Below are 23,075 nucleotides of genomic sequence, written 5' to 3' on the forward strand. Positions count from 1 at the left end.
CCCAAGCCCGGAGGAACCCTTCATGTCTTCTATCGATGCCATCCAGCGCCGCCTCGACACCTACTTCCAGCGCGCAACCGACAACGTCAACAATGCCGCGATGAACGCCGCGCAAAGTCAGTCTCTCGACGACATGCACACCTTCCTCACAAGCATGAATGGCATGTCGGTGGCGGTAACCGCGGCCACTCAACAAACCACGGCTCACCATAACCTCGCCAAGGCGATCATCGATGCAATGCCATGAGCTGCGCGCACAGCTCCTGCGCTGGAGCGCCAATGCCGATGAACAAGCGCCTTTCACGCTGGTCATCGACGACGGCGATGTCACCCTCAGCAAACTCGATGACGCGCTGCTGCTGGCGGTCGAACTGCCACACCCGGTGACCAGCGAGGCGCCCCTGGAGGACCTTCTCCGGCTGGCGCACCCAAGCCTTGCGCGATTTCCCGGCGCACTGGCGCGCTCGCCGCATGACGCGCGGTTATGGCTGATGGCGCAACCGGCGCCGGACGGGCACCTCGACGACCTGATCGAGCTGCTCGAAGCCCTGCTCAACCAGCGCGACACCTGGCAATCGATTCTTCACAAGACCCCACGTGTCGCGGCGGCGCCTGTGGCGCGACGTCCCTCACACGCTCACTTCCTCGGAACAGGAATCCGACATGCCTAACAAGTGGCTTACGCCGTACCGCTTGATGAAGGAAGGCAACCTGCGCCTTCGCCCGTTGATCGCGCAGCACTGGGCGAAACCGGCGCTGATCGCGTTGGTACTGTCCGGCGCGCTTGGCTTGGCGACGCCGACCCTGGCGGCCGTGCCCACCGACTGGAAAAACACACCCTACGCCTACGACGCCCAGAGCACGCCCCTGCCCAAGGTACTGGGCGACTTCGCCAACACGTTCGGCGTGCAGTTGGTGATCGACGGCACCGTCAAAGGCACGGTCGAGGGCCGGATGCGCGCCGAAAGTCCCCAGGCGTTCCTCGACCGGCTCGGATTGGAGAATCGCTTCCAGTGGTTCGTGTACGGCAACAGCCTGTACGTCAGCCCGTTGCAGAACCAGAATTCCAGGCGCCTGGAAGTGTCCGCCGATGCCGTGCCGGACATGAAACAGGCACTGACCGATATCGGCCTGCTGGACCCCCGTTTCGGCTGGGGTGAACTGCCTGACGAAGGCGTGGTACTGATCTCCGGCCCGGAGCGCTACGTGCGCCTGGTGACGCGGTTTGCCAAGGCGCGAAAAACCCCCGAAGAAAAGCAGGAAGTCATCAGCTTCCCGCTGCGCTACGCCACGGCTGCCGATCGGAACATAAAATACCGCGGCGAAACGCTGGTCATCCCCGGCGTCGCCAGCATCCTCAGGGGCCTGCTGGAAACCCGCAGCGCCACCTCGGGTGGGGCGCAAGCCGCCCTGCCGCAAGCGTCATTCCAGACAATGCAAGCCAACCAGTCGATGGCCATGGGCAATATCGAGCAGTTGGCATTCAACGGCATGGGGCGGCCTAACACCAGCCGCGTACAGCCCGGCGAGAGCGGCGGTGGAGGCCGTGGCAAGATCCGCGTCGAAGCCGACGTACGCAACAATGCCGTGCTCATCTACGACGCGCCCAAGCGACGGGAAATCTACACGCCGCTGATCCGCGACGTGGACGTGCCGCGCAAACTGGTAGAAATCGACGCGATCATCCTGGACATCGACCGGACCCAACTGGCCGAGCTGGCCTCCAACTGGAACGTGGAAAGCGGCGACCTGATCGGCGGGGCCTCGATGCTGCGCCCCGGCGCCAGCTCCACCGTGTTCATCCAGGACTACGGCGATTTTTCCGCGCAATTACGCGCCCTGGAGGGTCGCGGCCTGGCCTCGGTGGTGGCCAACCCTTCGGTATTGACCCTCGAAAACCAACCGGCGGTCATCGACTTCAGCCGTACCGAATACCTCTCCGCCATCGGCGAGCGTGTGGCCAACATCGAACCCATCACCGCCGGCACCAGCTTGCAGGTGGTGCCGCATGCCATCGAGACCGGCGGCCAGACTCAGATCCAGATGTCCCTGGACATTGAAGACGGACGCATCGAAGCCTCGGAAGTCGGCCAGCAGACGCCGAGCGTGCGCCGGGGCGTGGTCAGCACCCAGGCCGTCATGGGCGAAAGCCGCTCCCTGGTCGTCGGCGGTTTCCACACCGAAGAAACCGGCGACAACCTCGAACGGGTGCCATGGCTGGGGCGCATCCCGCTGATCGGCCCGCTGCTGTTTTCGTCGACCACCCGCCAGACCAGTCGCCGGGAACGGGTGTTCATTCTGACGCCGCGCCTGATCGGCGACCAGGTCGACCCGGCGCGCTATATCTCCACCCTCGATCGCGAACAGGTGGACAGCGCCATGGCGCGCCTGGAAGAGCGTCGCAACGGCAAGCGCCCTGTCGGTCGCCTGGAGGTCAGCGATGTGCTGGCCCGGCTTGCCGACGGCAACATTCCGGCCACGTTCAAACAGGTCGAGTCGATTCCTTACTCGCCCGAGACGCTGTGCGCGTTGCAACCAGGGCTGTCGCTGGATGCTGCCCGGGCCCAATGGTTCGCGGGGCCCGACTACGGCATCGCTGTAGGCGTGGTACGCAACGATGGCCAGCGTCGGCTGCGCTTCGATGAGGCAAGCTGCGGCAGCCGCTGGACCCTGGCAGCGTCCGCCTGGCCAAAAGTGTGGCTTGAGCCCGGCGAGGAAACCGAAGTGTTCGTGGTCATGAATCAACCCGCTCGCGTGCCAGGCGGCGAGCGCCCCTCCCTTCTGCAAACCACTGCGAGGATGACGCCATGAGTCGCACCCCACTGCTGCTGGCCGTATTGCTGAGCCTGCCGGTGTTCGCCGGCTGTGCGAGCCGATCGGGCTGCCAGGCCGGCTCCTGTGAGCGCGTCGAGCCCGACAACGCGCGGATAGTCGTCTGGTGGTCGCCCGGCATGCGCGGCGGCCTGGGCTCCCCCGAGCACCCGCTCGACTACACCGTCGTACCACTGGAGGACTGAATCGGCATGTCTTTTTCGGTGCACAACGCAAGCACTCGCCAGGCTTTCCAGAAGAACATCATTGCCGGCATCGCCACCTATTGGGAAATTGCCCCCGGCATCGAGTTCGGCTTGCGACGCGAGCCTCACAGCGCGGGGCTCGCGCTACAAGTACAAAGCCAGGCGTTGCGCGCGAACCAGATCCAGCACGTGCTCGAACGGCGCTTCACCCACCCGGCCGACTACGCCCAGCTGTTCGTGTTCCTCGACCCACAACGAGCACTCGTCGTGTGGCACGCGCTGCCCGACGCGTTGGTCACGCCTGAACTGCTCGATGACATCCAGTCCCGCCAGCTGTCGCTGCTGGGCCTGGAGGACCTTGACGACCGTCCACCGACCTATTGAGGAGGCTTTCCATGGCCGCCGCACCGCTCGCCCAACGTTTGATCTCGGCGCTCGCCGACCATCTGCACGCGGACTTGCAACTGGAAGAAGGCGTGTGCGCACTCTATGACAGGAACAACCGCGAAGCGGTGGTCATCGAGTTGCCCGAGCACAGCGACATGGCCATTCTCCACTGCGCAATCGAAGTGACGGCCCACGCACCCGGCCTGCACAAGCGCCTGCTGGAACTCAACTTTCGCCTGGACCTGCTCGGCGGCAGCTGGCTGGCCCTGGACGACAAGGCCTGTGTCCGCCTGTGCGCCCACAGCACGTTGTCGACACTCGACGAGACCCGCTTCTGTCACTGGGTCGTGGGGTTCGTCGCCCAGGTCAACGAGGTGCGTCCACGCATCCTCGACCTGGCCAAGCCCGGCGAGTCGCGTCCGGCGTCCCTTGCCATGAACCGCACCCGACTGGGTTGAACCACCGCATCCAGCCCCACCCGGCAAGCCTGGCGGGGCCTGGGGTAGTGCCGGGCCTCAACGCAGCTTCATCGCTTCGCCACCTTCCTGCATGACCTTCCTGGCACTGTCCAGGAAGCCCTTGGTGACCTCCGTCACCGTATCGCTCATCAGCTTGGTCATGTCCGCTGCGCTCTTGATTCGCAGCATGTCCGCTTGGCGTTCTTCCATGCCCATCTGAAGCTCGAACTGGCGCTCCATCAACAGTCGCTGGCGGGACTCCATGTCACTCATGAGCGAGGAGGAGGAAGCGGGTGTCGCCGGCGCGGTCGATGCGTCCGTTTCGCCGGACGGCCGCGACTCGGGGGCGTGGGACGCGGCGCGGGCCGTGCGGTTGGCCTCTCGCGTGCGGGTACGGCCGCGCTGATGCAGCGTCGGTGGCGCCGACGATGAACGTCCCCGCTCCTGCAAGCTCTGGCTGGCGCGGCGTTGTTGTGCGTCGAGTGGCTGTTGGCTCAACGAGGACGAGCTGGACGACGGGGCGCTGTCGACCCCGTGCAGGGCGCCTGTGCGCCCGATGGGACTTGAGTCATGGGGCATGGGAGATTCTCCAATGGGTCATCACGGACGATTGGCGGGGCCTATCGGCGAGCCGGCATCGCCCGGACGAATCCGGCTCATCCCTTGAGTGGCAGCCGCGTGCGCATCGGTTCCCTCTCGCGGTCTCAGCGCAGGTTCAACTCCGGAATCTCGATCACCTCGTCCTTGGCCTCATCGTCCAGCTCCCGCAGTACCCGGTAGATGTGCGCCACCGCCTGGAGGGTCTCGCGGGGGATGAAACCGCCGACCTCTTCGCGGTAGATCGTGCGCGCCAGCCAGATGCACTGGATAACCGGGACCCGCGCAGCCTTGGCCCGTTCGATCAGCGCACGGGCCTCGGCATCGACGCCCTTGACGATGAGCTGTGGCAGCGCCGTTTCCTCGGGTCGATAGCGCAGCGCGACGGCGAAGTGGGTGGGGTTGACCACCAGCATGTCGGCGTCTTCCACCGGTTTCTCCTCCTTGCTGGCGGACTGCCCGGCCAACTGACGGGCCAGGTTGCGGCGATGCATTTTAACGTGCGGATCGCCCTCCATTTCCTTGAATTCCTTGCGTACCTCCTCCTCGCTCATGCGCAGGCGCTTGGCGAAGAAATACTTCTGCAGGCCGAAGTCGAGAATCGCCAGCACCAGCAATACCGCCAGACAGATATGCATGATGTGCCGGAACAGGCTGGTCAAGCCGCGCCAATAGGTGTCCAGGTCGCTGTTGACCAGGCTGATCAGCGACCCGAGTGCGGGCAGGGTCACCAGGTACAGCACGGAGGCAATGAACAGCGCTTTGACCAAGCCCATGAACAGGTTGATCAGCGCTTGCGCGGAAAACATCTGCTGGGCCTGGTTCATCGGGTTCAGGCGATTGGGGTCCGGTTGGAGGGCCTCGGGGGCGAACAGGAAACCGAACTGTATCCAACCGGCCACCAGCCGCGTGGCGATTGCCAACCCCACGGTCATCAGGGTGAAGCTGAGCAGCACGCCACCGGCATGGGCCAGGGTTTCCTCGAAGGCCCGCACGAAGCCGACCCCCAATCGATGCAGGGGGAAAGCCACCAGGTCTTCCAGCGTCTGCATGCTCTCATCGGCCAGCGTCAAGGCCACCTCGGTGACTGCCGAAAGCACCAGCAGGCTGCTCAGGTCCTGGCTCTGACCAACCTGGCCCTTGTTGCGCGCGTCGCGAATCTTCTTCGGTGTGGCGCGCTTGGTCTTTTCACCGCTGTCTTCGCTCATGAGCGAAGCCCTCCTTCAGGGCGCCTGCAACAGCAGGTCGAGCAGGTGCCGGATTTCCCCATACCGGCCGAGACGGCCGGTCATCGCATCCCACAGCGTGGGCAGGTAGAACAGCAGGAAGCCCAGGCCGATCAGGCTCTTGGCCGGCATGGCGAGGATAAACACCTGCAGCTGCGGGCTGTACAGACTGAGCAACGCCAGGCTGAATTCCACCAGCAGCAGCAAGCCAATGAACGGCGCCGCGTAGAGCAGCATGTGCATGAACATTTCGGCGATCAGCCCGAGAAACACGTCGAAGCCATCCGCGCCAGGCAACGGAAGCCAGGCCGTGGGCGACCACACCAGGTAACTGTCCCAGATCACCTGGGTCAAGGTGCCGATGCCCAGGGTGACGACCAACAGCAGGACCAGCATCTCTTTGAACAGGTGGCCCAGGGGCGTGGTATCGGTGCCCAGCGCCGGGTTCAACTGACCGCCGATGAGCGCGCCGCGCTGGTTGTCGAGCAAGGCCCCCACCGACTCGTACAACCAGAACGGCATCGCCAGCAGCACCCCCAGCAGCAAGCCCAGCACCAGTTCCTTGAGCATCAGGCCGCCCAAGGACAGCCAATTGATCTTGGCCTCGATCAGCGCCTGGCGGATCCCGGGGGCCGGCAACATGCCCAGGGCGAACACAATGACATGGCGCGGCAGGCCGCGCAGATGCTGGAAGCAGAACACCGGGACCAGGTAGGCGATCGGGTAGATGCGCGCCATGCCAAGCGCCACCGACAGCAGCAAGTCGAAATAGGGCACGAACGCCGAGGCGGTCATCAGGTGTTGGCCATCATTTCAAAGGCCCGGCGCAACAACCCCAGCAACTCCCCGCCGACCCAGCGCCCCGTGACCAGCAGGGTCAGCCCGACCGCCACCAGTTTGATGCCGAAGGGCAGCGTCTGGTCCTGGATCTGCATCAGTGCCTGCACCAGCGAGGTCAGTACGCCGACCAACACGGCCACGATCAGCGGCGGTGCGGAGAGCAAAACCACCAGCAACATGCCTTCCTTGAAGAGCGTCATCGCGTCCATCGCAGGTCCTCAAAGGTAGGAATAGAAGAGGCTGTCGAGTAACTGTGTCCAGCCCTGGGCCAGGACGAACACCAGCAACTTGAGCGGCAACGAAATGGTCATGGGCGCCACCATTTGCATGCCGAGCGCCAGCAACAGGTTGGACACGATCAGGTCAATGACAATGAACGGGATGTAGATCAGGAAGCCCATCTGGAAGCCTGCCTCAAGCTCCGACAGCATGAACGCGGGGATGAGCAGCATCAGGTCGTCGCGACTGGCCTGCTCGGCGCGCTCCTTGGGCCACATCCGTTGGGTGTTTTCCAGCAGATGGGTAAGGATGTCCGGGTTGGTGTTACGCGACATGAAGGCCTGCAGTGGTTTGATCGCGTTCAGGGCCGACCCTTGCAGCGCCTCGGTATTGCTGAAATCCAGCGGCCGTTCCTGCAGCGTTTCGGCGACGTTGTGGCCGACCGGCGCCATGATGAACAACGTCGCGGCCAGCGCAATGGCATACAGCGCCATGTTGGGCGGCACTTGCTGCACACCGATGGCATTGCGGGTGATCGTCAGCACGATAGCGACCTTGAGGAACGCGCTGCAGATGATCAGCAACAGCGGCACCAACGAGATCCCACCGATGAACAGCGCCAGCAGAAAGGGGTCGACCCCCTGGAAGCTCATCCAGCCACATCCACGCGGACGATTTGCAGGCCCAGCCGGCCATCGACCTCGACCAGCTCGCCATGGGCCAGGGGACGTTCGCCATAGAACAGGGCCCCCGCTCCGGCGGTCACCCCTTGCACTTGCAGGACAGCCCCGGGGGCAAGATTGCGCAGCTCGGCCAAGGTCATTTCCAGGTGCCCGCAGCGCACCGTGAGCGCCAGGGGCAAGTCCTCGAAGCGCTCGCTGATGCCGACGGCAACCGGGGGCGCGGCCGGCGCCTCCCCGGCTTCGGCCTGGACAAAGGCCGCCGGGTCGACCGCCTCCGGTGCCTGGCTGTCGGGTTCGTAGCGGGCGGTATCGTCCCATTCGGGCGTCAGCATATCGGTGTCGGCGGTGGTGCTCATAACGGTCTCCTCAAGCGCGAGTACAGTCAGCTGCAATGGTGCGGCAGGGTTTTGCACCCGCACCTGCACACAATGCCGGCCCAGGCGGATCAGGCCCCGGCCGGATGAATCGAACCAGTGTGTTTCCGGTATCACCACATCACCGGGGCGCAGCGCCGCGAGCTCCCCGGCGGCCAGCGCCAAGCGTCCGACCAGCAGCGGCACACGGAGGACGAAGTGCTCGACCCAGGGCGTGGCTCGTGGCTCCCAGGGCGCGGCGTTGAGCAAGCCCAGCAGGGTCTTGGCGCCAATCTCCAGGTGACTGACCACGCAGGCCGCCCCCAACCGCACGTCGAGTCGACAGCCAATGCCGCCGCCCTCGGGTGCGGCCAGCGGCTTGAGAAAACCGAAGGCCCCGCGCAAGGGCTCGCTCAAGAGTTGATGGAACAGTGACCAGAACCACTCCTCATCCGCGCCCGGCTCGGCAGGCAATACCACCGGGCATTCGCCGAACAGGCTCAGCACGGCGCCTGGCTCGCCCAGGACCAAGGCACCGTGGGCACACTCCAGCGCACACGGCGATCCCCCGGCAGGCCCGTTGCCCAGGGTCAGTTCCAGCCGCCCCGTCTCCCCCGCCACGGCAAAGGGCAAGCCGACGCCGGCCCCGAGTCGTTGCCGGGCGATGGCCTCTTCGGCGCAGACAGTCGGCAGCGATAACGCCCATGCAGTCATGTCACCCCTCCCTCTCTTCGCGCTCCACGCGCACGCTTACCAGTTGGCCCAAACTCTGTGTCAATGCGTCTTCGAGGCGGTCGGCCCGACTCGACAACCGCACCTGGGCTTCATCACTTTCGCCGCTCAGGCCGATGTCCCAGCCGCAACCCCCGTTGCGCCGTTGGGCAAGCACCTTGATCCGGCCCAGATGGGGAAGATGCAGCAGCAGGTCCAGTTGCTGATCCAGGCTGGCGCGCAGGCGTGGCGTGAGCTGATCGACAAAGGTCTCCACATCGCAGCCCTCCAGGCCGACCAGGCCCGACAGCGAACCGGCTCCGGTGGTGTCCTCCTGGGAACCGCCCTGCGGCGCCGTGACCCATTGGCGAAACCAGTAACCATCGCTGCGCCCAGCCGTCAGGTCAGGATCACGTTCGGCGCCGGGCGCGGGCTCGCGTGACGCCGGCCGCGTCGCCCGACTCGCCTGGGCCGGCGCAGGGTCATGGGCGCGAAACGGGTGGCGCACGAGTGCCGTCGGCGGCTCGTGCCGTGGTGTCGGTTCACTGCGTACCGGGCGTTCATTCATCCCAGGCCTCCTGCGCCAGGCGCTCCATCAATGCCTTGAGCTTTTCCAGGTCACGACGACGCTTGCGCAAGCGCTGCTGTGCGGCTTCAGTGTCCTGCGCCTGTCGGGCCTGGGCAGCGTCCAGCGCTTGCAGCCCCTGGGCTTGCTCGGCCAACTCACCGATCAAGCGGCGTTCCTGGGTGCTCCAGGCATTCAGCTCGACCACACTCAGCGCCCGGCCGCGGTGTTCGCCATACAACGCCTCGCGCTGGGCCGCCTGTTGTTCACGGGCCGCCTGCCATTGCGCCCGCGCTGCCGCGACTTCGGCTTCGCGTTCACGCAACAGATCGCGCGCCTGGCGCCAGGCCCGTTCGGCCTGCGCTTCGCGATGTCGGCGCACCGGCGCCAGGGCGTTCAGATCAGCCCGGGACATAGGCGGTCAACTGTTGCAAGTGAGCAAGCGTGGACGGCAACGGCTCCGGCTCACGCAAGTCCTGGCGCAGGAACACGTCCAAGGCTGCCCGCGATTCCACCGCCAGGTCGGTCAACGGGTCGGCGCCGGCCTGGTACTCGCCCAGACGCAGCATCAGTTCGATTTGCTCATAGGCCGACAGCAACCGGCGCAGGTTGATACCGGCCCGCAGGTGCTCCGCCTCGGCCACATTGGCCAAGGTTCGCGACAGGCTCGCCAACACATCGATGGCCGGGTAGTGACCGCGCTCAGCCAGTTTTCGCGACAGGACGATATGGCCATCGAGCAACGAGCGCACTTCGTCGGCCACCGGATCGTTCATCGAATCCTGTTCGATCAGCACGGTGTACAGCGCAGTGATAGCGCCGTCGTTGGTCAACCCGGCCCGCTCGACCAGCCGCGGCAGCAGGCTGTAGACCGACGGCGGCAGGCCGCCGCGCCCCAACGGCTCACCGGCGGCGAGGCCGATTTCACGCTGGGCCCGGGCAAACCGGGTCAGCGAATCTATCAACAACAAGACACGCCTGCCCTGGGCACGAAAGCCTTCGGCCAGCGCCGTTGCCGTGAATGCCGCGCGGGCGCGCTCCATGCTGGAGCGGTCGGAGGTGGCGCACACCAGGACCGCCCGGGCCCGTAGCTCATCATCGAGTTCGTGGTCGAGGAATTCGCGCAGTTCGCGCCCGCGCTCACCAATCAGCCCGAACACGATGACATCGCAATCGACGTTGCGGGCAATCTCTGCCAACAAGGTGGTCTTGCCGCACCCGGCACCCGCGAACAAGCCCACGCGCTGGCCTTCGCCGAGTGTCAGTGGGCCGTCGATGGCCCGCACGCCGGTGGTCAGGGCGCGCTGAATGCGTGGCCGGGCGGTGGGTGCCGGGGCTTCGCCAATCACCACCGAGGCGTGCAGCACGGACGCATCGGCAAACGCGCCGGCACCGCCGTCCAGCAGCGGCCGACCGAACCCATCCAGCACCTGGCCCAGCAACTGCGGCCCCACGCACACCCGATGGGGCATGCCCAGCGGCTCCACCGTTGCGCCGACCCGCACGCCTTCCAGGCCACCGAGCGCGCTGAGCAAGGCATCGTGCTGATCGAAGCCGACAATCTCGGCCAGCAATGGCTCACGCGCATCGCGCTCGACCCGGCACAGATCGCCGATTTGTGCCTCGGGCAGCCGGCACTGCAACAGGATGCCGTTGACCCGTTGCACCCGCCCGCGCACGGCGACCGGCGCGAACCGCTGCAAGCGCGCCTTTTGCCCGACTTCCCAGGCGTGCAATCGTGCAACGGCCGCGTCCGTCATCACCAGGTAACCTCGTAGCGCTGGTCACCTTCGAAGGTCACTTTGTCGCTACCGATGGCCGTCAAGCGCAGCCCGTCGATCTGGTCGCCGAGGAACAACCGGCGTCCGTCGGACGTGACGACATGCCCGCGCTTGCCGCCAACGATCTGGGCGATCTGAAACGGCAGCTTCGCCAGGTGCTCGCGCACGTTGGCGGTGATCTGGACCGGCGTTTCGTAGCGCTCGGCGAAGCGTTCCATCAGTCGCTCGACAACCGCCATGCGCTGGCGCGGCAACTCGCCCTCCAGCACCAACCGATCGTCCTGGGACACGATCTGCACATGGGCCGCCAAGTCCCGCTCCTGCAACATGCGATCGAGCTCCAGGCGCACCGCCGCGACGGTGTCCAGTGTCACCTTGCTGCGCTTGAGCTGCTGGGCCGGCGTGGGCGCCACGGTCTGCGCCGGTTGGCTGGTAAAGGCCCACGCACTGGAAGCCACGGTGATCACGGCGGCGGCGATGGCCAGACGCCTTGGCCAGGATGGCCGCGTGGCCGCCTTCGGGTTTTCCCGATTGCCCCCCACAGCGGCGGTTTCATCCAGCGCGCCCTCTTGCGGCCACGGCTGATCGGCCGGGGCCAGGCACAGCCAGATACCGGCCGCAGCGAAAGGCACGCCAACCGCCAGCGATGCCACGGGCGCCCACGGTTGCCCCTGTGCATCGCACACCGCGCCCTCCACCGGGTCCAGCAGCCACTGCCCCTGTACCTGGCTCAGGCGCGCGTGATGCGCGCAAATGCCCGGATCATAAAGCGCCAGGTCGGCATCCTCCGCCGCCCCGACGACCCATTCGTCGCCGACCAGCGGCAATGCGGCACCCCGATGCAGACCACTCAATACGCGAAGCTCGAACATGGCCAATCCCTCAAGGGGCGACATCTTTCGCCCTCAACCCGGTTGTCTGTGGGGCGTCCAAAGCCCCGTCCTGTGTTTCATGCCAGGCCGTCGAATGCGCCTGGATTTACCCTCGATACCCACTGTCGACGCACCCGGCGATCGTCAGGCGGCGTCCTCCACTCGCAGCTGTTCCTGCTCCAGATCAAAGCGGCCCAACACATTCACCTGGGCGTTGCTGTGCAGTTCGCTGTAGGCGAGCACCGGCACGTGATTGAACTCGTCGCGCAACAGGTCGCGCAGCGGTGCGCGCAGGTCTTGGGCCACCAACAGCACGGCCACGCGTTTGGCGCGCAACGGGAAACCTTCACGCAACTGCATCACCAGCGCCCGGGTGTGCCCGCTCTCCAAGGCAAAGAAGATTTCGGTCTGCGTCTGGCGCAGCGCGTCGCGCAACAGCCCTTCGGTTTCCGGCGTCAGCAGCCAGGCATGCAAACCTTCTGCGTCGCGGTACTGGTGATAGATCTGCGACTTCAGGGCGATGCGCGCGTAGTCGGTCAAGGCGCCGACATCGCGCTCATGCTGCCCATGCTCGATCAAGGACTCGGCGATCAGGCGTACCGCGCGCAGCGGAACCCCTTCGCCGGCGAGGCGTTGCAACACCGCGGCAAAGCGCGCCAATGGCATGGTCCGCTGCAACTCCTGGACGAGCTCCGGCTGACCCGCTTCGAGCCAGCTGAGAATCGACTTGCTTTCCTGAAGCCCCAGAAATTGCGGGCCGGTGGCAAACATCGCCCGGCTCATCCGCTCCACCAGCAATTCGGTCGCGGACACCGCCTCCACACGCTCGTCCGCCAGCAGCGGGTCGTCGGGCATCAGCCACAGCCATTGATGCTCATCGCGCACCTCACTGCCGATCTGCGCATCGCGCGGTTCGAATGGCAGTGGGCCGCGCGCCACGGCCACGCGCTCGCCAAAGGTGGCGCGCAACATCGGCACCTCATGCACGCAGAACCGAAATTCGTCGTCCTCCAGCAGCGCGCTGTATTCGATTTCAAAGGGTGGCAACGTCAGGCCGAACCCGGCCACCAGCCCATTGCGCTTCTTGCGGATCGCCTGGATGGCGTCCTCGGCTGCCGGGTGGCCTTGCATGGCCTTGGAAAACTGCAAGAGGTAAGCGCGGGTCGGGTCGAAGCTGCGCAGGTCTTCGGCGCCGTTGTGCTCGGGGGGCAACACCTCTGGCGACTGGTCGCCCTGCCGCGCCTGCCGTGCCCGGGCATACAACTGGACGATGCCAGCGGTGCCGGTAATCAAGGCGATGACGATGAACACCAGCGTGGGCATGCCGGGTAACGCGGCAAAGCCGAGCATCCCGACCGACGCGATCACCCAGGCCTTGGGCTCGGCGGTCAGTTGGCTGGCAATTTCCTTGCCGACACTGCTGCCCGCCGGCTGCCCTTCCGGGGACACCCGGGTAATGATCATGCCCGCGGTGAGGGAAATCAGCAGTGCAGGAATTTGCGCGATGAGACCGTCGCCGATGGTCAACACGGAATACAGGTGCATCGATTCGGACGCGCCCATGTCGTGCTGCATCATGCCCACCGAGAAACCGCCGATCAGGTTGATCACCACGATGACCAGGCCGGCGATGGCGTCACCCTTGACGAACTTCATCGCCCCGTCCATCGCGCCGAACAGTTGGCTTTCCTTGTTCAGCTCTTCGCGCCGACGGCGGGCCTCGCCGACATCGATCAGGTTGGCGCGCAAATCGCTGTCGATGGACATCTGTTTGCCCGGCAGCGCGTCCAGCGTAAAACGCGCCGCCACTTCGGCGACACGCTCGGAGCCCTTGGTGATCACCAGGAAGTTGACGACGGTCAGGATGAGAAAGATCACCAGCCCGACCGCGAGGTTTCCCCCCACCACAAAATTGCCGAAGGCCTGGACGATGTGGCCGGCGTCGCCCTGAAGCAGGATCAGCCGCGTGGTCGCCACCGACAACGCCAGCCGGAACAGGGTGGTCAGCAGCAGCACCGCTGGAAACGAGGAAAATGCCAAGGGCCGTGGCAGGTACAGCGACAGCACGATCAGCAAGCAGGAGATACAAATGTTGACGGCAATCAGCGCGTCGACCACCGAGGTCGGCAGCGGCAGGATCAGCATGAACACGATGCCCAGCACCACGAAAGCACCGGCCACTTCAATGCGCCGCACCGCGCCGCTGGCGACTTTGTTCAACATCGCGATCATGACTGGGCCCCCACTATCGGGGCAGCAGTCTGCCCGCGAATCTCGCCGCGGGAGCGCTCATCCAGCAGCACCAACAGGTTCTTCAAGGCGCTCTGCCGGCTCTTGCCGTCGCGCCAGAGCGCCAGCGGCAAACGCTTGAGCATCGAATACAGCCCATTCAGTGAAACCAGTTGATCGCGCTCTTGGTCCCCGCCGAGTTCACGTCCGAGGCGGCGTACTTCGGCTGCCGACAAACCACTGGCCGCCACCCCGAGCATGCGCTGGAGCAACAACACGGCGGTGAGCTGGCTGGTCGGGCAACTGCCCGCCAGTTGTTCCAGCAACTGCCGACAGCTGTGCAGAACGCTGCTGAGCTGGGTCGAGGCGGCCAGGCCGATCAGCAACGTGCGCAATTTGGCGGTGGGGCTCGAGGGCGTCTGTGCAGCGATGTCGTCTGCCAGGGCCCGGCGCATCATGTCCAACCCCGACACGAAGGCCGCTTCGCCGAAAAGGCCAAGAAGCGCTTGCATCATGGTGGGCAGTGACTGCTTGAGCACCACGGTGTCGTAGTAGAGCCGTCGCACCGCCTGGCGCAGCTCAGGATCGCCGCCGGCAGCGCGCAGTGCCTGAGCGATGTTCATGCCCGCCTGGATCTGCGCGCCATAGCGTTCGCGCAGCAATTGCAGGTAATCGAGGGCACGCCTGGCTTCGACGCGCCGGCCTTGCGCCTCGGCCTCGCGCAAGACTTGCTGCAGGATCAGGTCGGTCCGTGCGGGATCCCCTCCGGTGGATTGAACCACCTCATCCAACATCGGCTCACCGTAGAGCAAAGTCCCGGCCTGGGCCGCCATTGCACTCAGGCTTTGCTTACCGGGATGACCCAGTTGGTCGTACCACTCCTCCAACTGCTCACGCGTCTCGACCCGCGTCTGGCCGACCTCGCTGCGAGCATTGCGGATGCGCCGCTGGCTCAGCGCCTTGGTGTTGCGCTCCACGTGATGGCTGAAGGTCATGCCGACCTCCTCCATCGAATTGGACTGCACGGCCTGCTGCGATTCCACAGGCTTGCCCAGGCCCACCACTGCCGAGGCAGCCTGGGCAAGATTGACGGCAATGCGCATGTTTGTCGGTGCTTCTACTTTCATGATGACCATGAGCGTGGTTTCGGACGCTCATTGGGTGGCAGTGATCCGCTGTTCGGTTCCATCACCCGTCACCCCGCTCTGCGGAACGACCCGAAGGGCGGGCGACAGCGTTTTTCGCCAAGGGTTCGGGCGGTGCAAATTATTGCAGTGGCGCTCGTAAACCGTGTGCACGAGCCTGCACAAATAGAGCACAAGCTCTAATTAAAAAACTTTGGTTATCAAGTAGATACAACGATAAATCGGCATGGCACAGGTTCTGCTGATGGGGTTGCGTCGACATCTGGATCGACGCTATGGAACCCAATCAGAGGGATACATTGATGAGCAGTCTGAATCTCGTGACCCCACCAGAGACCTCCACGCCGGGCATCACCTTCGGCGAGGAACGTAAACTTCGTTTGTTTGTGCAAAAGCGTGTACTCAATCAGGACGACGCCGACGACATCATCCAACTCACGTACCTGGAGGCCTGGCGCAATCAGGAGAAATTCAAAGGGCTGGCCAAGCCGGATACCTGGCTGTGCGGCATCGCCCTCAACCTGATCCGTAACCATTTCCGGCGCTTCTACGCGCAGCCACCGCTGAGTACGTTCGACGAGAGCGAATTCCACGAGTCCCGTGACGACATCGACCTGAGTGAGCAGTGCGAAAACCACCGATTGCTGGACCGTACGCTGTCGGCCATGGATGAGTTGCCCAAGGACATGCGTGAAACCCTGTGGACCGCCGTGGACACCGAGAGCAGCTACCGCGACGCCGCCGAACGGCTGGGCGTCCCGATCGGGACCGTGCGCTCCAGGCTGTTTCGCGCCCGTGAACAACTCAAGCGAAGCGTCTATGGAGAAGCGCAATCATGACCGGTAATCGCCTGAACAGCCGGCCGGACCTGCCGCGCGGCGTACGTCGCTACACCCCCGACGACTTGCCGGTGATGACCGATATCTTCAACGAAAGCGCTTTGGGGGGGACCAGCTCCCCCGTGCTCAGAGCATTTTCCCTGGAGGAAATGACGTTCTTCGTTGATTGTTTCGTCAAGGAAGGCGATCCGATCTACGTGCTCGAGCGCGCCGGCGAGGTGGTCGCCTGGTTGATCGTCAATCGCTTCAGCTGGGGCGCCCAGGCCTGTCGATTGACTGGCGAAGTGTCCATTTACGTACGCAGCGACCACATTGGCAGCGGGGTCGGCATCCGCCTCGGTCAAGCGGCCGTGGTGTTGGCCAGACAGTACGGCTTCGAGACACTGGTGGCCTGGATCATCGAGCACAACGAGGCCAGCAAACGCGGCGTGCAAGGTTTGGGCGCGACGCAATGGGGACGCTTTCCGGGCATCGCCCGGTTCGCTGACACGCGTGCGGACGTGGTCCTCTATGGGCTTCACCTGACGCCTGCCGTCGCCGTACCCGCCAGTGCGCACACGCAGGACACGCGCGCCGTCCTGGCGTAACTCCGGGGCTCGCCCAGCCGGGTTGTCGGGCGAGCCATAACACCACTCAGTCGCGGCAGATGCCGCGCGTCAATCCACCGACCAGCACACCGGTAATGCGTCCGGCCCCCTGAAGTTGGGGACATAGCGCCAGCGTACGGCCTCGGGGGCCACGGCCAGTCGCAGGCCCGGGCAGCGCCTGAGCAGTGTGTTCAATGCAATTTCCAGTTCCTGCCTGGCCAGCGAGGCACCCAGGCAATGGTGGGTCCCTTTGCCGAACGACAGATGCGGACATGCCGGGCGAGTGATGTCCAGGGTGTCAGGATTGGCACACAACGTTTCGTCACGATTGGCCGACCCCACCACCGCGAGCAACAACTGTCCGCGCTCCAAGCGCTGCCCGCCCAGTTCCGTGTCCTGTGTCACGAAGCGCACCATCGCCCGTTCCACCGACGAGTCGTAGCGCAGCAGTTCCTCTACCGCGTTGGGCATCAACGCCGGTTCGTCGCGCAACCGGGCCAAGGCCTGGGGATGCTGCACGAGCAAGTGGACCGCGTTGCCGATCATCGACGCCGCGGTTTCGTGGCCGGCGATGATGAGCAACGCGATCATGCTGCAGAGCTCGCTGCGGCTGAGCACGGTGCCCTCCTCCTCGACCTGCACCAACGCTGAAACCAGGTCATCGGTCGGTTGCGCCCGGCGCTGGTCAATCAAGGCCAGCATGTACGCCGCGAATTCGCCATAGCAACGCTGTACCTCGCTCAGGTCCTGCCCGACCTGTTGGACGATCGTGTGTGACCAGCGCCGAAAATCGTCCCGGTCCCGGGCGGGAACACCGAGCAGTTCGGCAATGACGATGATCGACAGCGGAAACGCATACTGGCTCACTACGTCCATGTGCCCGCTCGGTCCCACCGCGTCGAGCAGCGTCTCGGCGATCTGTTCGATGCGCGGGCGCATCACGTTGACCGCTTTCAACGTGAACGCCTTGTTCACCAGGCGGCGCAAGCGGCGATGACGCTCGCCATCGCGGTTGAGCATGTGATCGTTGAGAAACGCGATGGACTGCTCGCCACCCAGCATGGCTGCGAACTGCGGGCAGATCCTTGCCGGGTCACGGGCGAAGCGTTCACTGTCGAGCAACACCGTCTCGACTTCACGGGCACCGGTGACGTACCAGATCGGCAGCTGACCTTCCGGCTGGCTGAGGAACACCGGGGCGGCCTCGCGCAACGCGGCATAGTGCCGATAAGCCGCACTGCGAAATGCGTCACTGTTGAAATCGAGGGTGCGCTCGTACGCCATGGGCATGCTCCAAAAGACAGGATCGTTGTTCCTGAGTGGTCTGGCGTACAGAAAAGATCCCTCACCACGACCTCGGGCAAGCCGCTGAACCGTTTGCATCGCCGCGCTCACTCAGGAAGGAACTTCCCCCTTCCGTGGAGCTGACATGACGCGCGCCCCCGTAGTCCATGGCCATTGCGACCCTCGCTTCGAACCGGTCCAAGAGGCTTTTATCCAGCTGATGCAAAGCCCCTTCGAACGCGGCGCGGCCCTGTGCATCCAGATTGACGGCGAAACCGTCGTCGACCTCTGGGCAGGTCAGGCCGGGCCCGAGCCGGACCGCCACTGGCAGCGCGACACCGTGCTCAATCTGTTCTCCTGCACCAAGCCGTTCACGGCCGTGGCGATCATGCAATTGGTGGGCGAAGGTCGCCTGGAGCTGGACGCTCCGCTGTGCCAGCACTGGCCGGCCTTCGCCGACGCAGGCAAGGCGTCGATCACCCTGCGCCAGGTGCTCTGCCACCGCGCCGGGCTGCCGGCGCTGCGCACACCGCTGGCGCCGGAAACCCTTTACGACTGGGACACCATGGCGCAACTGATTGCCAGTGAACATCCCTGGGCTGCCGCCGGAGAACGGCAGACCTATTCGCCGCTGCTGTTCGGCTGGATCCTGGGTGAGTTGCTGCGCCGGGTGGAGGGCCTGACACCCGCGCAGAGCATTTGCCAACGAGTGGCCGTACCGCTCGGGTTGGATTTTCACCTCGGCCTGGATGACGCGACCATCGCCCGTTGCGCCTACATGGCGCGGACCAAGGACGAGATCGACGATGAGGCCTTCGGTCGGGTGCTCCAGTACGTGCTCACCGAACCGACCGCCATGAGCGCGCTGGCCTTCGCCAACCCGCCGATGGTGCTGGGACGCAGCAACGAACCCGGCTGGAAGCGCATGACCCAACCGGCCGCCAATGGCCACGGCAATGCCCGCAGCCTGGCGACGTTCTACGCAGGCCTGCTCGACGGGCGCTTGCTGGAGTCACCGCTGCTCAATGAAATGTTGCGCGAGCACAGCGCCGAATACGACCCGACGCTCCAGACGCCGGCGCGCTTCGGCCTGGGCGTCATGCTCGACCAGCCGGAGGTGGCGAACGGCAGCTATGGCATGGGCACCGAAGCGTTCGGCCATATGGGCGCCATGGGCGCCGGCGGCACCGTCGGTTTTGCCGACCCGGAGCGCGGGGTCTCGTTCGGCTTTGCCTGCAACACCATTGGCTCCTATGTCCTGATGGACCCGCGCGGGCGACACCTGGCTAACGTCGCGTCGGGCTGCCTCTAGTCTGTTGACCCGCGCCTCGCCCGGCACAGGGCGAGGCGCGGGGTCACGCCCCTGGCGGTACGCTGGCCTCCGCGACCTGCGTCCCGACCGCGTCGGCTTCGGGCGCGGCGACCTGTTGTTCTTGGCTACCCGGCGCACGGGGTTGCGCCGCCCTGGCAATCAGGTCCGGCTGCGCACTCAACCGGCGCGAGGCCGCCATGGGCATCAGCAAGCGCCCACTGGCCCGTCCCCGCCCGGCAGGATTGAGCATGCGCAACTCTCGCTCGTGCACACCGGACAACACCGCCAGGTGCGCCAAGTCCACCGGCTGCGGCAATGCGACCATCTGGAAATATGGCTGGTCGGCGATGGGCACCAGGTTCACGCCATAGTCCGCAGGCGTGTTGACCAACTGCGACAGTGCCAACAGCCGCGGCACGTAGTTCTGGGTTTCGCCGGGCAGCGACAGGTTCCAGTAGTTGGTCGCCAGGCCGCGGGCCTGGTTACGCGTGATGGCGTCGCGCACGCGCCCTTCCCCGGCGTTGTAGGCGGCCAGCGCCAACAGCCAGTCGCCGTCGAAGTAGTCATGCAGGTAGGACAGGTAATCGAGGGCCGCGCGGGTGGACGACGGGATATCCCGGCGCTCGTCATAGTCGGCTCGCTGCTGCAATTGGTAGCGGCGTCCCGTGGCCGGCACGAACTGCCAGAGGCCCATGGCTTGGGCGGGCGATTGTGCGTTCGGGTTGAAGCCGCTTTCGATGGCTGGCAACAGGGCCAGCTCCAGCGGCATGTTGCGCTTGCTCAGCTCGCCGACGATGAAGTGCAGGTAACGGCTGCCGGCGCGCCCGGTCTGAGTGAGAAAGGCCGGGCGCTCCATCAGCCAGCGGCGCTGCTCGTCGATGCGCGCCACGCCGCGAGTCTTGGCCTGCAATGAAAAACCCTGGCGCATGCGGGCCCACAGGCTGCCGTCGCCCTGGGTAGGCAGTTCTTCGACCTGGACGATCGTGTCCGTCGGCGCCGGCGTGCGCCAGCGCAGTTGGGACCGATAGGGCTCGTTGGCGGAAGGGTCGCCAATGGTCAGTTGCGGTTCGAGGTGCTGGCAGCCGTACAGCAAGGTCCCCATGGCCAACATGGACAACCCCCTGGGGACGAAGCGAAGGGCCGGCGAACGTGAAAGTGAACGGGACATGGGCGGTCAACCTTGAATGAGGTGGCGCCAATGGGTGGCCGATCCCTGCCCGACGGTTCCCACCCGGGCGGCAGGACAACGCACGGGGAACCGAAATGCCGCCGGTGTCACTCACGAGGGGCAGCAGGCGCTCGTCGCGCCTGGATGACAATGCGAGGTCCATCATGGCGTCACCCAGCTATTGCAAGCTGATCGATCAGCTCTGCGAACTCACAATGATCCCTACCCCGTCCGCGTTCTACGAACAGGCGAACCTGTCGGTCAAGGAGGTCGACTTTTCCCTGAAACACACACCCAGTGTCGGCGAGGGTGACGTGTTCATCTACGCCAGCTTCGGGCCATTGCCGACAGCCAATCGCGAAGCCGTCCTGCAACGACTGTTGGAAACCAATCTCTACCTGCTGAGCGGGCCGTTCTGCCCGTCCCTGTCCTACAACCGCGACAGCGAGCTGGTCATCCTGATCGGCCACGTGCCCCTGGAGAACCTCAGCGCCGAACACCTGCTGGGGCTCATGGGCGGTGTCGCCGACATGGCGCTGATCTGGCGAGAGGGTTACTTCTTCGACGGCGCCGCCACGGGCCGCGACGCCAAGCCTACCCAGGCGCCAAACCCCATCAAGCGCAATGCAGGACTCAACAGCGCGCTGTCGCTCTAGGAGAAAACCATGGCAGATTTATCCGTAAGCCAGAACCAAAGCCTGGCGGCCTTGCGCCAACAACAGGACGATGAAATCAGACCGGTGGGCGCCAGCCTTGCCGAGCAGGTCCGTCCTTCTACCACCCCTTTGGTGCCTTACCATTTCACCGGCAGCGCCACTGACCCGACGCAGCAGGCCTTCGCCAGCAAAAAGGCCCGCCTGGAAGGGATGATCGGCAGGCTCGGCAAGAAAGACCCTGAAGCTGATCCCATTGGCTTTGCTCGGGCGCATATGACCCTGGAAGGCAAGGCACTGAGCTATGCGCCTGGCGCGAGTTATCAGGACATGCACCAGCATCTGGCCGAGCTGGGCGGCACGACCCACCCGATGCTGTCGGGCCGTGAGGAAACCGACGCCTTCAGCGCCGACCTCGACAAATACCTGAGCAAGAATGAGATTGCACGGGAGGCCGGCGGCGGTTTCAAAACCGTCTGGGATGCCCATTGCGAGCGCGTGGGCAACACCCTTGGGGCCTATCACTCGTTGTGCCAGGAAGTCATCGACAACTCCTTGGGGCATGAGGACCTTCCGCACCTGGTCCGCAGTCATGCCGCCTTCCGTGGCTACGCCAAGGGTGTCATGAAAGCCATGACTGAGGAGATGCCCACGCGTCTGAGCACGTTCCTGGACAGCCGTATCGCCCATGCGGAACAGGCCGCAAGCAACGACGCCCTGCCCCAGGCCGACCAGGACAAGGCGCGGGATGATCTGGTCAAGTTGCAGGAGGTGCGTACGGAACTCAGTGAACTACTTGAGAAGGATGGGGCCAAGCCAGCCACCCCCAGCGAGCTCGACAAGGCGACCAAGGCCAACGAGGGGCTGGACACCGCCCTGAAGAACGTCGCCCGCCAGGACCATGTCGCCGAGCTCAAGACCCAGACCGGCTTCGTCACCGGCCTGGCCGTCTTCGTCGACGCAGGGATCCCCCAGGGCGTTGCGTCCGCCGGCCACTTCGGCGCCAGCACCTCGGCGATCGATGAGGCGATGGCCGATACGGCCTATGGCAAACATGTCGCTGCGACCTCAACCGTCCTTGGCGCGGCTCACAAGGTGATCAGCGATGGCATTCGTCCGTTTGTCCAGGTGGTGGTCGACAAGACCATCGGCAAGGGCCTGGCAAAAGTCGACCCGTTGGCGGTGTACCCCAAGCCCTTGCAGGACATCACCGTGAACGGACGTCGGATCGCCAACCCTCAATTCGCCGCACTCGACACGTCCCAGGCGCAAAAGCGCGACGAGTTCAAACTGAAACAGAACGCCAACAACTTTGGCACCATGAGCGGTGATTTCACCGGTTACCTCGCCTTCGGCGCCGCCCACGCGGTGCGCGACACGCTGGACCAATTCAGCTCGGTCAACGCCTCGGGCATCGTCGCCCGCAGTGTGGCTTCGGCGGTGGGGGGCACGTTCATGGCAGGCGGCCAGGCCGTGGCGAAATATGCGCAGACCCATGGCGAGGAGCAGATCCCGACCTACCGGGTGACCACAGAGAAGCGCAACTGGGGCGAACTGTTGCCCAAGGCATTTTCCGAAGCGGCGGGCAAACTCCACCCTGCCAGCATGACCAACCTCAGCGACTACGCCAACCGGATCGTCAGCGTAGGCGAAGGAATCGCCCTGCGGACCGCCGTGGGTGACGCATCCGAGGCGAGTGATGACGCCACGGTAGAAGAAAAACTCGAGCAGGTGGTCGCGACGTTCTTCAATTCCGGCCTGACCCTGTTCCCGTTCTTTGCCAACAGCGTGGCCGCCCCGCTGGAAAACAAAGCGATGAATGCAGACAAAGCGGACAACCTTGCCCAGCGTGCAAACGTGCCGTTGCAGAACATCCTGCATCCCAACCGCGACAGCCTCCCCCACACCCAGCCGGAAGGCTTGCGGCGCAATCTGGAGAACACCTACCACGTGGCTCGCGGCTTTACCCAGATCGTGCCGCAAACCGCCATCGCGGGCCTCAACAAGGGCACCGACAAGATCCAGCAGCTTGCCACGAGATCCAGGAACGCGCCGGCGGGCGACAACTTCGAACTGGCGGAGCGGGGTCAGTTGCAGCCCCAGGGCAACCCGCCTGGCGAAGGACAATCCAGCACGAAACCCGCCTGAT

25 protein-coding genes are annotated in these 23,075 nt (G+C 64.8%); 11 read left to right on the top strand and 14 right to left on the bottom strand.

Features of this window, described 5'->3' with window-relative positions:
* Positions 1-22 precede the first annotated feature (22 nt).
* From J7E36_RS13910 to J7E36_RS13935, 6 genes are read left to right on the top strand one after another with little or no spacing between them, the layout of a single operon-like run.
* Positions 23-247 carry a type III secretion protein HrpF gene (locus tag J7E36_RS13910; protein ID WP_215003795.1) on the top strand — a complete coding sequence of 75 codons (225 nt, stop codon included), beginning with the start codon at positions 23-25 and terminating at the stop codon, positions 245-247.
* Positions 234-671 (top strand): type III secretion system chaperone, encoded by a 438-nt coding sequence (locus J7E36_RS13915; protein ID WP_215003797.1) that lies wholly within the window; start codon positions 234-236, stop codon positions 669-671. Before J7E36_RS13910 ends, J7E36_RS13915 begins: the two co-directional genes overlap by 14 nt.
* Entirely contained in the window at positions 664-2,811 is a 2,148-nt protein-coding gene (gene sctC, locus J7E36_RS13920; RefSeq protein ID WP_215003799.1) for a type III secretion system outer membrane ring subunit SctC, read from the top strand. Before J7E36_RS13915 ends, sctC begins: the two co-directional genes overlap by 8 nt.
* On the top strand, positions 2,808-3,017 hold the full coding sequence (hrpT, locus tag J7E36_RS13925) for an HrpT family type III secretion system protein (protein WP_215003801.1): 210 nt from the start codon (positions 2,808-2,810) through the stop codon (positions 3,015-3,017). Before sctC ends, hrpT begins: the two co-directional genes overlap by 4 nt.
* 6 nt (positions 3,018-3,023) lie before the next feature.
* A complete protein-coding gene (locus J7E36_RS13930; RefSeq protein ID WP_215003803.1) occupies positions 3,024-3,401 on the top strand; it encodes a hypothetical protein in 378 nt (125 codons plus the stop codon).
* An 11-nt stretch (positions 3,402-3,412) separates the two neighbouring features.
* The gene (locus tag J7E36_RS13935; RefSeq protein ID WP_215003805.1) at positions 3,413-3,862 is read left to right on the top strand and encodes a type III secretion system chaperone; all 450 of its coding nucleotides are present in this window, start codon (positions 3,413-3,415) and stop codon (positions 3,860-3,862) included.
* Positions 3,863-3,919: 57 nt separating this feature from the next.
* Here J7E36_RS13935 and J7E36_RS13940 read toward each other — a convergent pair whose 3' ends face one another.
* The 12 genes from J7E36_RS13940 to sctW form a co-directional block, all read right to left on the bottom strand.
* On the bottom strand, positions 3,920-4,441 hold the full coding sequence (locus tag J7E36_RS13940; RefSeq protein ID WP_215003807.1) for a type III effector: 522 nt from the start codon (positions 4,439-4,441) through the stop codon (positions 3,920-3,922).
* A 125-nt stretch (positions 4,442-4,566) separates the two neighbouring features.
* Positions 4,567-5,667, bottom strand: a complete 1,101-nt coding sequence (sctU, locus tag J7E36_RS13945) for a type III secretion system export apparatus subunit SctU (RefSeq protein WP_215003809.1) — start codon at positions 5,665-5,667, stop codon at positions 4,567-4,569.
* 15 nt (positions 5,668-5,682) lie between these two features.
* Entirely contained in the window at positions 5,683-6,480 is a 798-nt protein-coding gene (sctT, locus tag J7E36_RS13950; protein WP_215003811.1) for a type III secretion system export apparatus subunit SctT, read from the bottom strand.
* On the bottom strand, positions 6,480-6,734 hold the full coding sequence (sctS, locus tag J7E36_RS13955) for a type III secretion system export apparatus subunit SctS (RefSeq protein ID WP_029613975.1): 255 nt from the start codon (positions 6,732-6,734) through the stop codon (positions 6,480-6,482). The genes sctT and sctS overlap by 1 nt, the downstream gene beginning before the upstream one ends.
* Before the next feature lie 9 nt (positions 6,735-6,743).
* Positions 6,744-7,397, bottom strand: coding sequence for a type III secretion system export apparatus subunit SctR (gene sctR / locus J7E36_RS13960; protein ID WP_215003813.1), 654 nt, complete (start codon positions 7,395-7,397; stop codon positions 6,744-6,746).
* Positions 7,394-8,494: a FliM/FliN family flagellar motor switch protein gene (locus tag J7E36_RS13965; RefSeq protein ID WP_215003814.1), complete on the bottom strand. Its 1,101-nt coding sequence runs from the start codon at positions 8,492-8,494 to the stop codon at positions 7,394-7,396. The genes sctR and J7E36_RS13965 overlap by 4 nt, the downstream gene beginning before the upstream one ends.
* Before the next feature lies 1 nt (position 8,495).
* Entirely contained in the window at positions 8,496-9,059 is a 564-nt protein-coding gene (locus tag J7E36_RS13970; protein ID WP_231286419.1) for a type III secretion protein, read from the bottom strand.
* Positions 9,052-9,471: a hypothetical protein gene (locus J7E36_RS13975; RefSeq protein WP_215003816.1), complete on the bottom strand. Its 420-nt coding sequence runs from the start codon at positions 9,469-9,471 to the stop codon at positions 9,052-9,054. Before J7E36_RS13975 ends, J7E36_RS13970 begins: the two co-directional genes overlap by 8 nt.
* On the bottom strand, positions 9,458-10,816 hold the full coding sequence (locus tag J7E36_RS13980) for a FliI/YscN family ATPase (RefSeq protein WP_215003818.1): 1,359 nt from the start codon (positions 10,814-10,816) through the stop codon (positions 9,458-9,460). The genes J7E36_RS13975 and J7E36_RS13980 overlap by 14 nt, the downstream gene beginning before the upstream one ends.
* Positions 10,816-11,709 (bottom strand): FHA domain-containing protein, encoded by an 894-nt coding sequence (locus tag J7E36_RS13985; protein ID WP_215003820.1) that lies wholly within the window; start codon positions 11,707-11,709, stop codon positions 10,816-10,818. The genes J7E36_RS13980 and J7E36_RS13985 overlap by 1 nt, the downstream gene beginning before the upstream one ends.
* A 144-nt stretch (positions 11,710-11,853) precedes the next feature.
* Complete coding sequence (gene sctV, locus J7E36_RS13990) at positions 11,854-13,941, bottom strand: type III secretion system export apparatus subunit SctV (RefSeq protein WP_215003822.1); 2,088 nt, start codon at positions 13,939-13,941, stop codon at positions 11,854-11,856.
* Positions 13,938-15,074 carry a type III secretion system gatekeeper subunit SctW gene (sctW, locus tag J7E36_RS13995; protein WP_231286420.1) on the bottom strand — a complete coding sequence of 379 codons (1,137 nt, stop codon included), beginning with the start codon at positions 15,072-15,074 and terminating at the stop codon, positions 13,938-13,940. The genes sctV and sctW overlap by 4 nt, the downstream gene beginning before the upstream one ends.
* Positions 15,075-15,385: 311 nt before the next feature.
* Between sctW and J7E36_RS14000 the strand changes: the two genes are divergently transcribed.
* Together J7E36_RS14000 and J7E36_RS14005 are read left to right on the top strand one after the other, a co-directional pair.
* Positions 15,386-15,922: an RNA polymerase sigma factor gene (locus J7E36_RS14000; protein ID WP_215003824.1), complete on the top strand. Its 537-nt coding sequence runs from the start codon at positions 15,386-15,388 to the stop codon at positions 15,920-15,922.
* A complete protein-coding gene (locus J7E36_RS14005; RefSeq protein WP_215003826.1) occupies positions 15,919-16,509 on the top strand; it encodes a GNAT family N-acetyltransferase in 591 nt (196 codons plus the stop codon). The genes J7E36_RS14000 and J7E36_RS14005 overlap by 4 nt, the downstream gene beginning before the upstream one ends.
* 69 nt (positions 16,510-16,578) lie before the next feature.
* Here J7E36_RS14005 and J7E36_RS14010 read toward each other — a convergent pair whose 3' ends face one another.
* A complete protein-coding gene (locus J7E36_RS14010) occupies positions 16,579-17,793 on the bottom strand; it encodes a cytochrome P450 family protein (protein ID WP_215003828.1) in 1,215 nt (404 codons plus the stop codon).
* Between the two features lie 145 nt (positions 17,794-17,938).
* On the opposite strand from J7E36_RS14010, the gene J7E36_RS14015 reads away from it, so the two are divergent.
* A complete protein-coding gene (locus J7E36_RS14015) occupies positions 17,939-19,105 on the top strand; it encodes a serine hydrolase domain-containing protein (RefSeq protein WP_215003830.1) in 1,167 nt (388 codons plus the stop codon).
* Between the two features lie 43 nt (positions 19,106-19,148).
* On the opposite strand, the gene J7E36_RS14020 is transcribed toward J7E36_RS14015, so the two are convergent.
* On the bottom strand, positions 19,149-20,273 hold the full coding sequence (locus J7E36_RS14020) for a transglycosylase SLT domain-containing protein (RefSeq protein WP_215003832.1): 1,125 nt from the start codon (positions 20,271-20,273) through the stop codon (positions 19,149-19,151).
* 164 nt (positions 20,274-20,437) lie between these two features.
* Between J7E36_RS14020 and J7E36_RS14025 the strand changes: the two genes are divergently transcribed.
* Both J7E36_RS14025 and J7E36_RS14030 read left to right on the top strand, forming a co-directional pair.
* Positions 20,438-20,929, top strand: a complete 492-nt coding sequence (locus tag J7E36_RS14025) for a CesT family type III secretion system chaperone (RefSeq protein WP_215003833.1) — start codon at positions 20,438-20,440, stop codon at positions 20,927-20,929.
* 9 nt (positions 20,930-20,938) lie between these two features.
* Complete coding sequence (locus tag J7E36_RS14030; protein ID WP_215003835.1) at positions 20,939-23,074, top strand: type III effector; 2,136 nt, start codon at positions 20,939-20,941, stop codon at positions 23,072-23,074.
* The last annotated feature ends 1 nt before the right edge of the window (position 23,075 follow it).

Source organism: Pseudomonas fluorescens (assembly GCF_018614775.1).
Lineage (GTDB): Bacteria > Pseudomonadota > Gammaproteobacteria > Pseudomonadales > Pseudomonadaceae > Aquipseudomonas > Aquipseudomonas fluorescens_BY.

Coding starts and splice junctions, on each gene's coding strand:
- J7E36_RS14000 (WP_215003824.1), top strand. CDS start 15,386: ATGAGCAGTCTGAATCTCGTGACCCCACCAGAGACCTCCACGCCGGGC.
- J7E36_RS13970 (WP_231286419.1), bottom strand. CDS start 9,059: ATGAATGAACGCCCGGTACGCAGTGAACCGACACCACGGCACGAGCCG.
- sctR (WP_215003813.1), bottom strand. CDS start 7,397: ATGAGCTTCCAGGGGGTCGACCCCTTTCTGCTGGCGCTGTTCATCGGT.
- sctW (WP_231286420.1), bottom strand. CDS start 15,074: ATGGTCATCATGAAAGTAGAAGCACCGACAAACATGCGCATTGCCGTC.
- J7E36_RS14005 (WP_215003826.1), top strand. CDS start 15,919: ATGACCGGTAATCGCCTGAACAGCCGGCCGGACCTGCCGCGCGGCGTA.
- sctU (WP_215003809.1), bottom strand. CDS start 5,667: ATGAGCGAAGACAGCGGTGAAAAGACCAAGCGCGCCACACCGAAGAAG.
- J7E36_RS13910 (WP_215003795.1), top strand. CDS start 23: ATGTCTTCTATCGATGCCATCCAGCGCCGCCTCGACACCTACTTCCAG.
- hrpT (WP_215003801.1), top strand. CDS start 2,808: ATGAGTCGCACCCCACTGCTGCTGGCCGTATTGCTGAGCCTGCCGGTG.
- J7E36_RS13935 (WP_215003805.1), top strand. CDS start 3,413: ATGGCCGCCGCACCGCTCGCCCAACGTTTGATCTCGGCGCTCGCCGAC.
- J7E36_RS14015 (WP_215003830.1), top strand. CDS start 17,939: ATGACGCGCGCCCCCGTAGTCCATGGCCATTGCGACCCTCGCTTCGAA.
- J7E36_RS13965 (WP_215003814.1), bottom strand. CDS start 8,494: ATGACTGCATGGGCGTTATCGCTGCCGACTGTCTGCGCCGAAGAGGCC.
- J7E36_RS13940 (WP_215003807.1), bottom strand. CDS start 4,441: ATGCCCCATGACTCAAGTCCCATCGGGCGCACAGGCGCCCTGCACGGG.
- J7E36_RS14030 (WP_215003835.1), top strand. CDS start 20,939: ATGGCAGATTTATCCGTAAGCCAGAACCAAAGCCTGGCGGCCTTGCGC.
- J7E36_RS13975 (WP_215003816.1), bottom strand. CDS start 9,471: ATGTCCCGGGCTGATCTGAACGCCCTGGCGCCGGTGCGCCGACATCGC.
- sctT (WP_215003811.1), bottom strand. CDS start 6,480: ATGACCGCCTCGGCGTTCGTGCCCTATTTCGACTTGCTGCTGTCGGTG.
- J7E36_RS13980 (WP_215003818.1), bottom strand. CDS start 10,816: ATGACGGACGCGGCCGTTGCACGATTGCACGCCTGGGAAGTCGGGCAA.
- sctS (WP_029613975.1), bottom strand. CDS start 6,734: ATGGACGCGATGACGCTCTTCAAGGAAGGCATGTTGCTGGTGGTTTTG.
- J7E36_RS14025 (WP_215003833.1), top strand. CDS start 20,438: ATGGCGTCACCCAGCTATTGCAAGCTGATCGATCAGCTCTGCGAACTC.
- sctC (WP_215003799.1), top strand. CDS start 664: ATGCCTAACAAGTGGCTTACGCCGTACCGCTTGATGAAGGAAGGCAAC.
- J7E36_RS13915 (WP_215003797.1), top strand. CDS start 234: ATGCAATGCCATGAGCTGCGCGCACAGCTCCTGCGCTGGAGCGCCAAT.
- sctV (WP_215003822.1), bottom strand. CDS start 13,941: ATGATCGCGATGTTGAACAAAGTCGCCAGCGGCGCGGTGCGGCGCATT.
- J7E36_RS14020 (WP_215003832.1), bottom strand. CDS start 20,273: ATGTCCCGTTCACTTTCACGTTCGCCGGCCCTTCGCTTCGTCCCCAGG.
- J7E36_RS13985 (WP_215003820.1), bottom strand. CDS start 11,709: ATGTTCGAGCTTCGCGTATTGAGTGGTCTGCATCGGGGTGCCGCATTG.
- J7E36_RS14010 (WP_215003828.1), bottom strand. CDS start 17,793: ATGGCGTACGAGCGCACCCTCGATTTCAACAGTGACGCATTTCGCAGT.
- J7E36_RS13930 (WP_215003803.1), top strand. CDS start 3,024: ATGTCTTTTTCGGTGCACAACGCAAGCACTCGCCAGGCTTTCCAGAAG.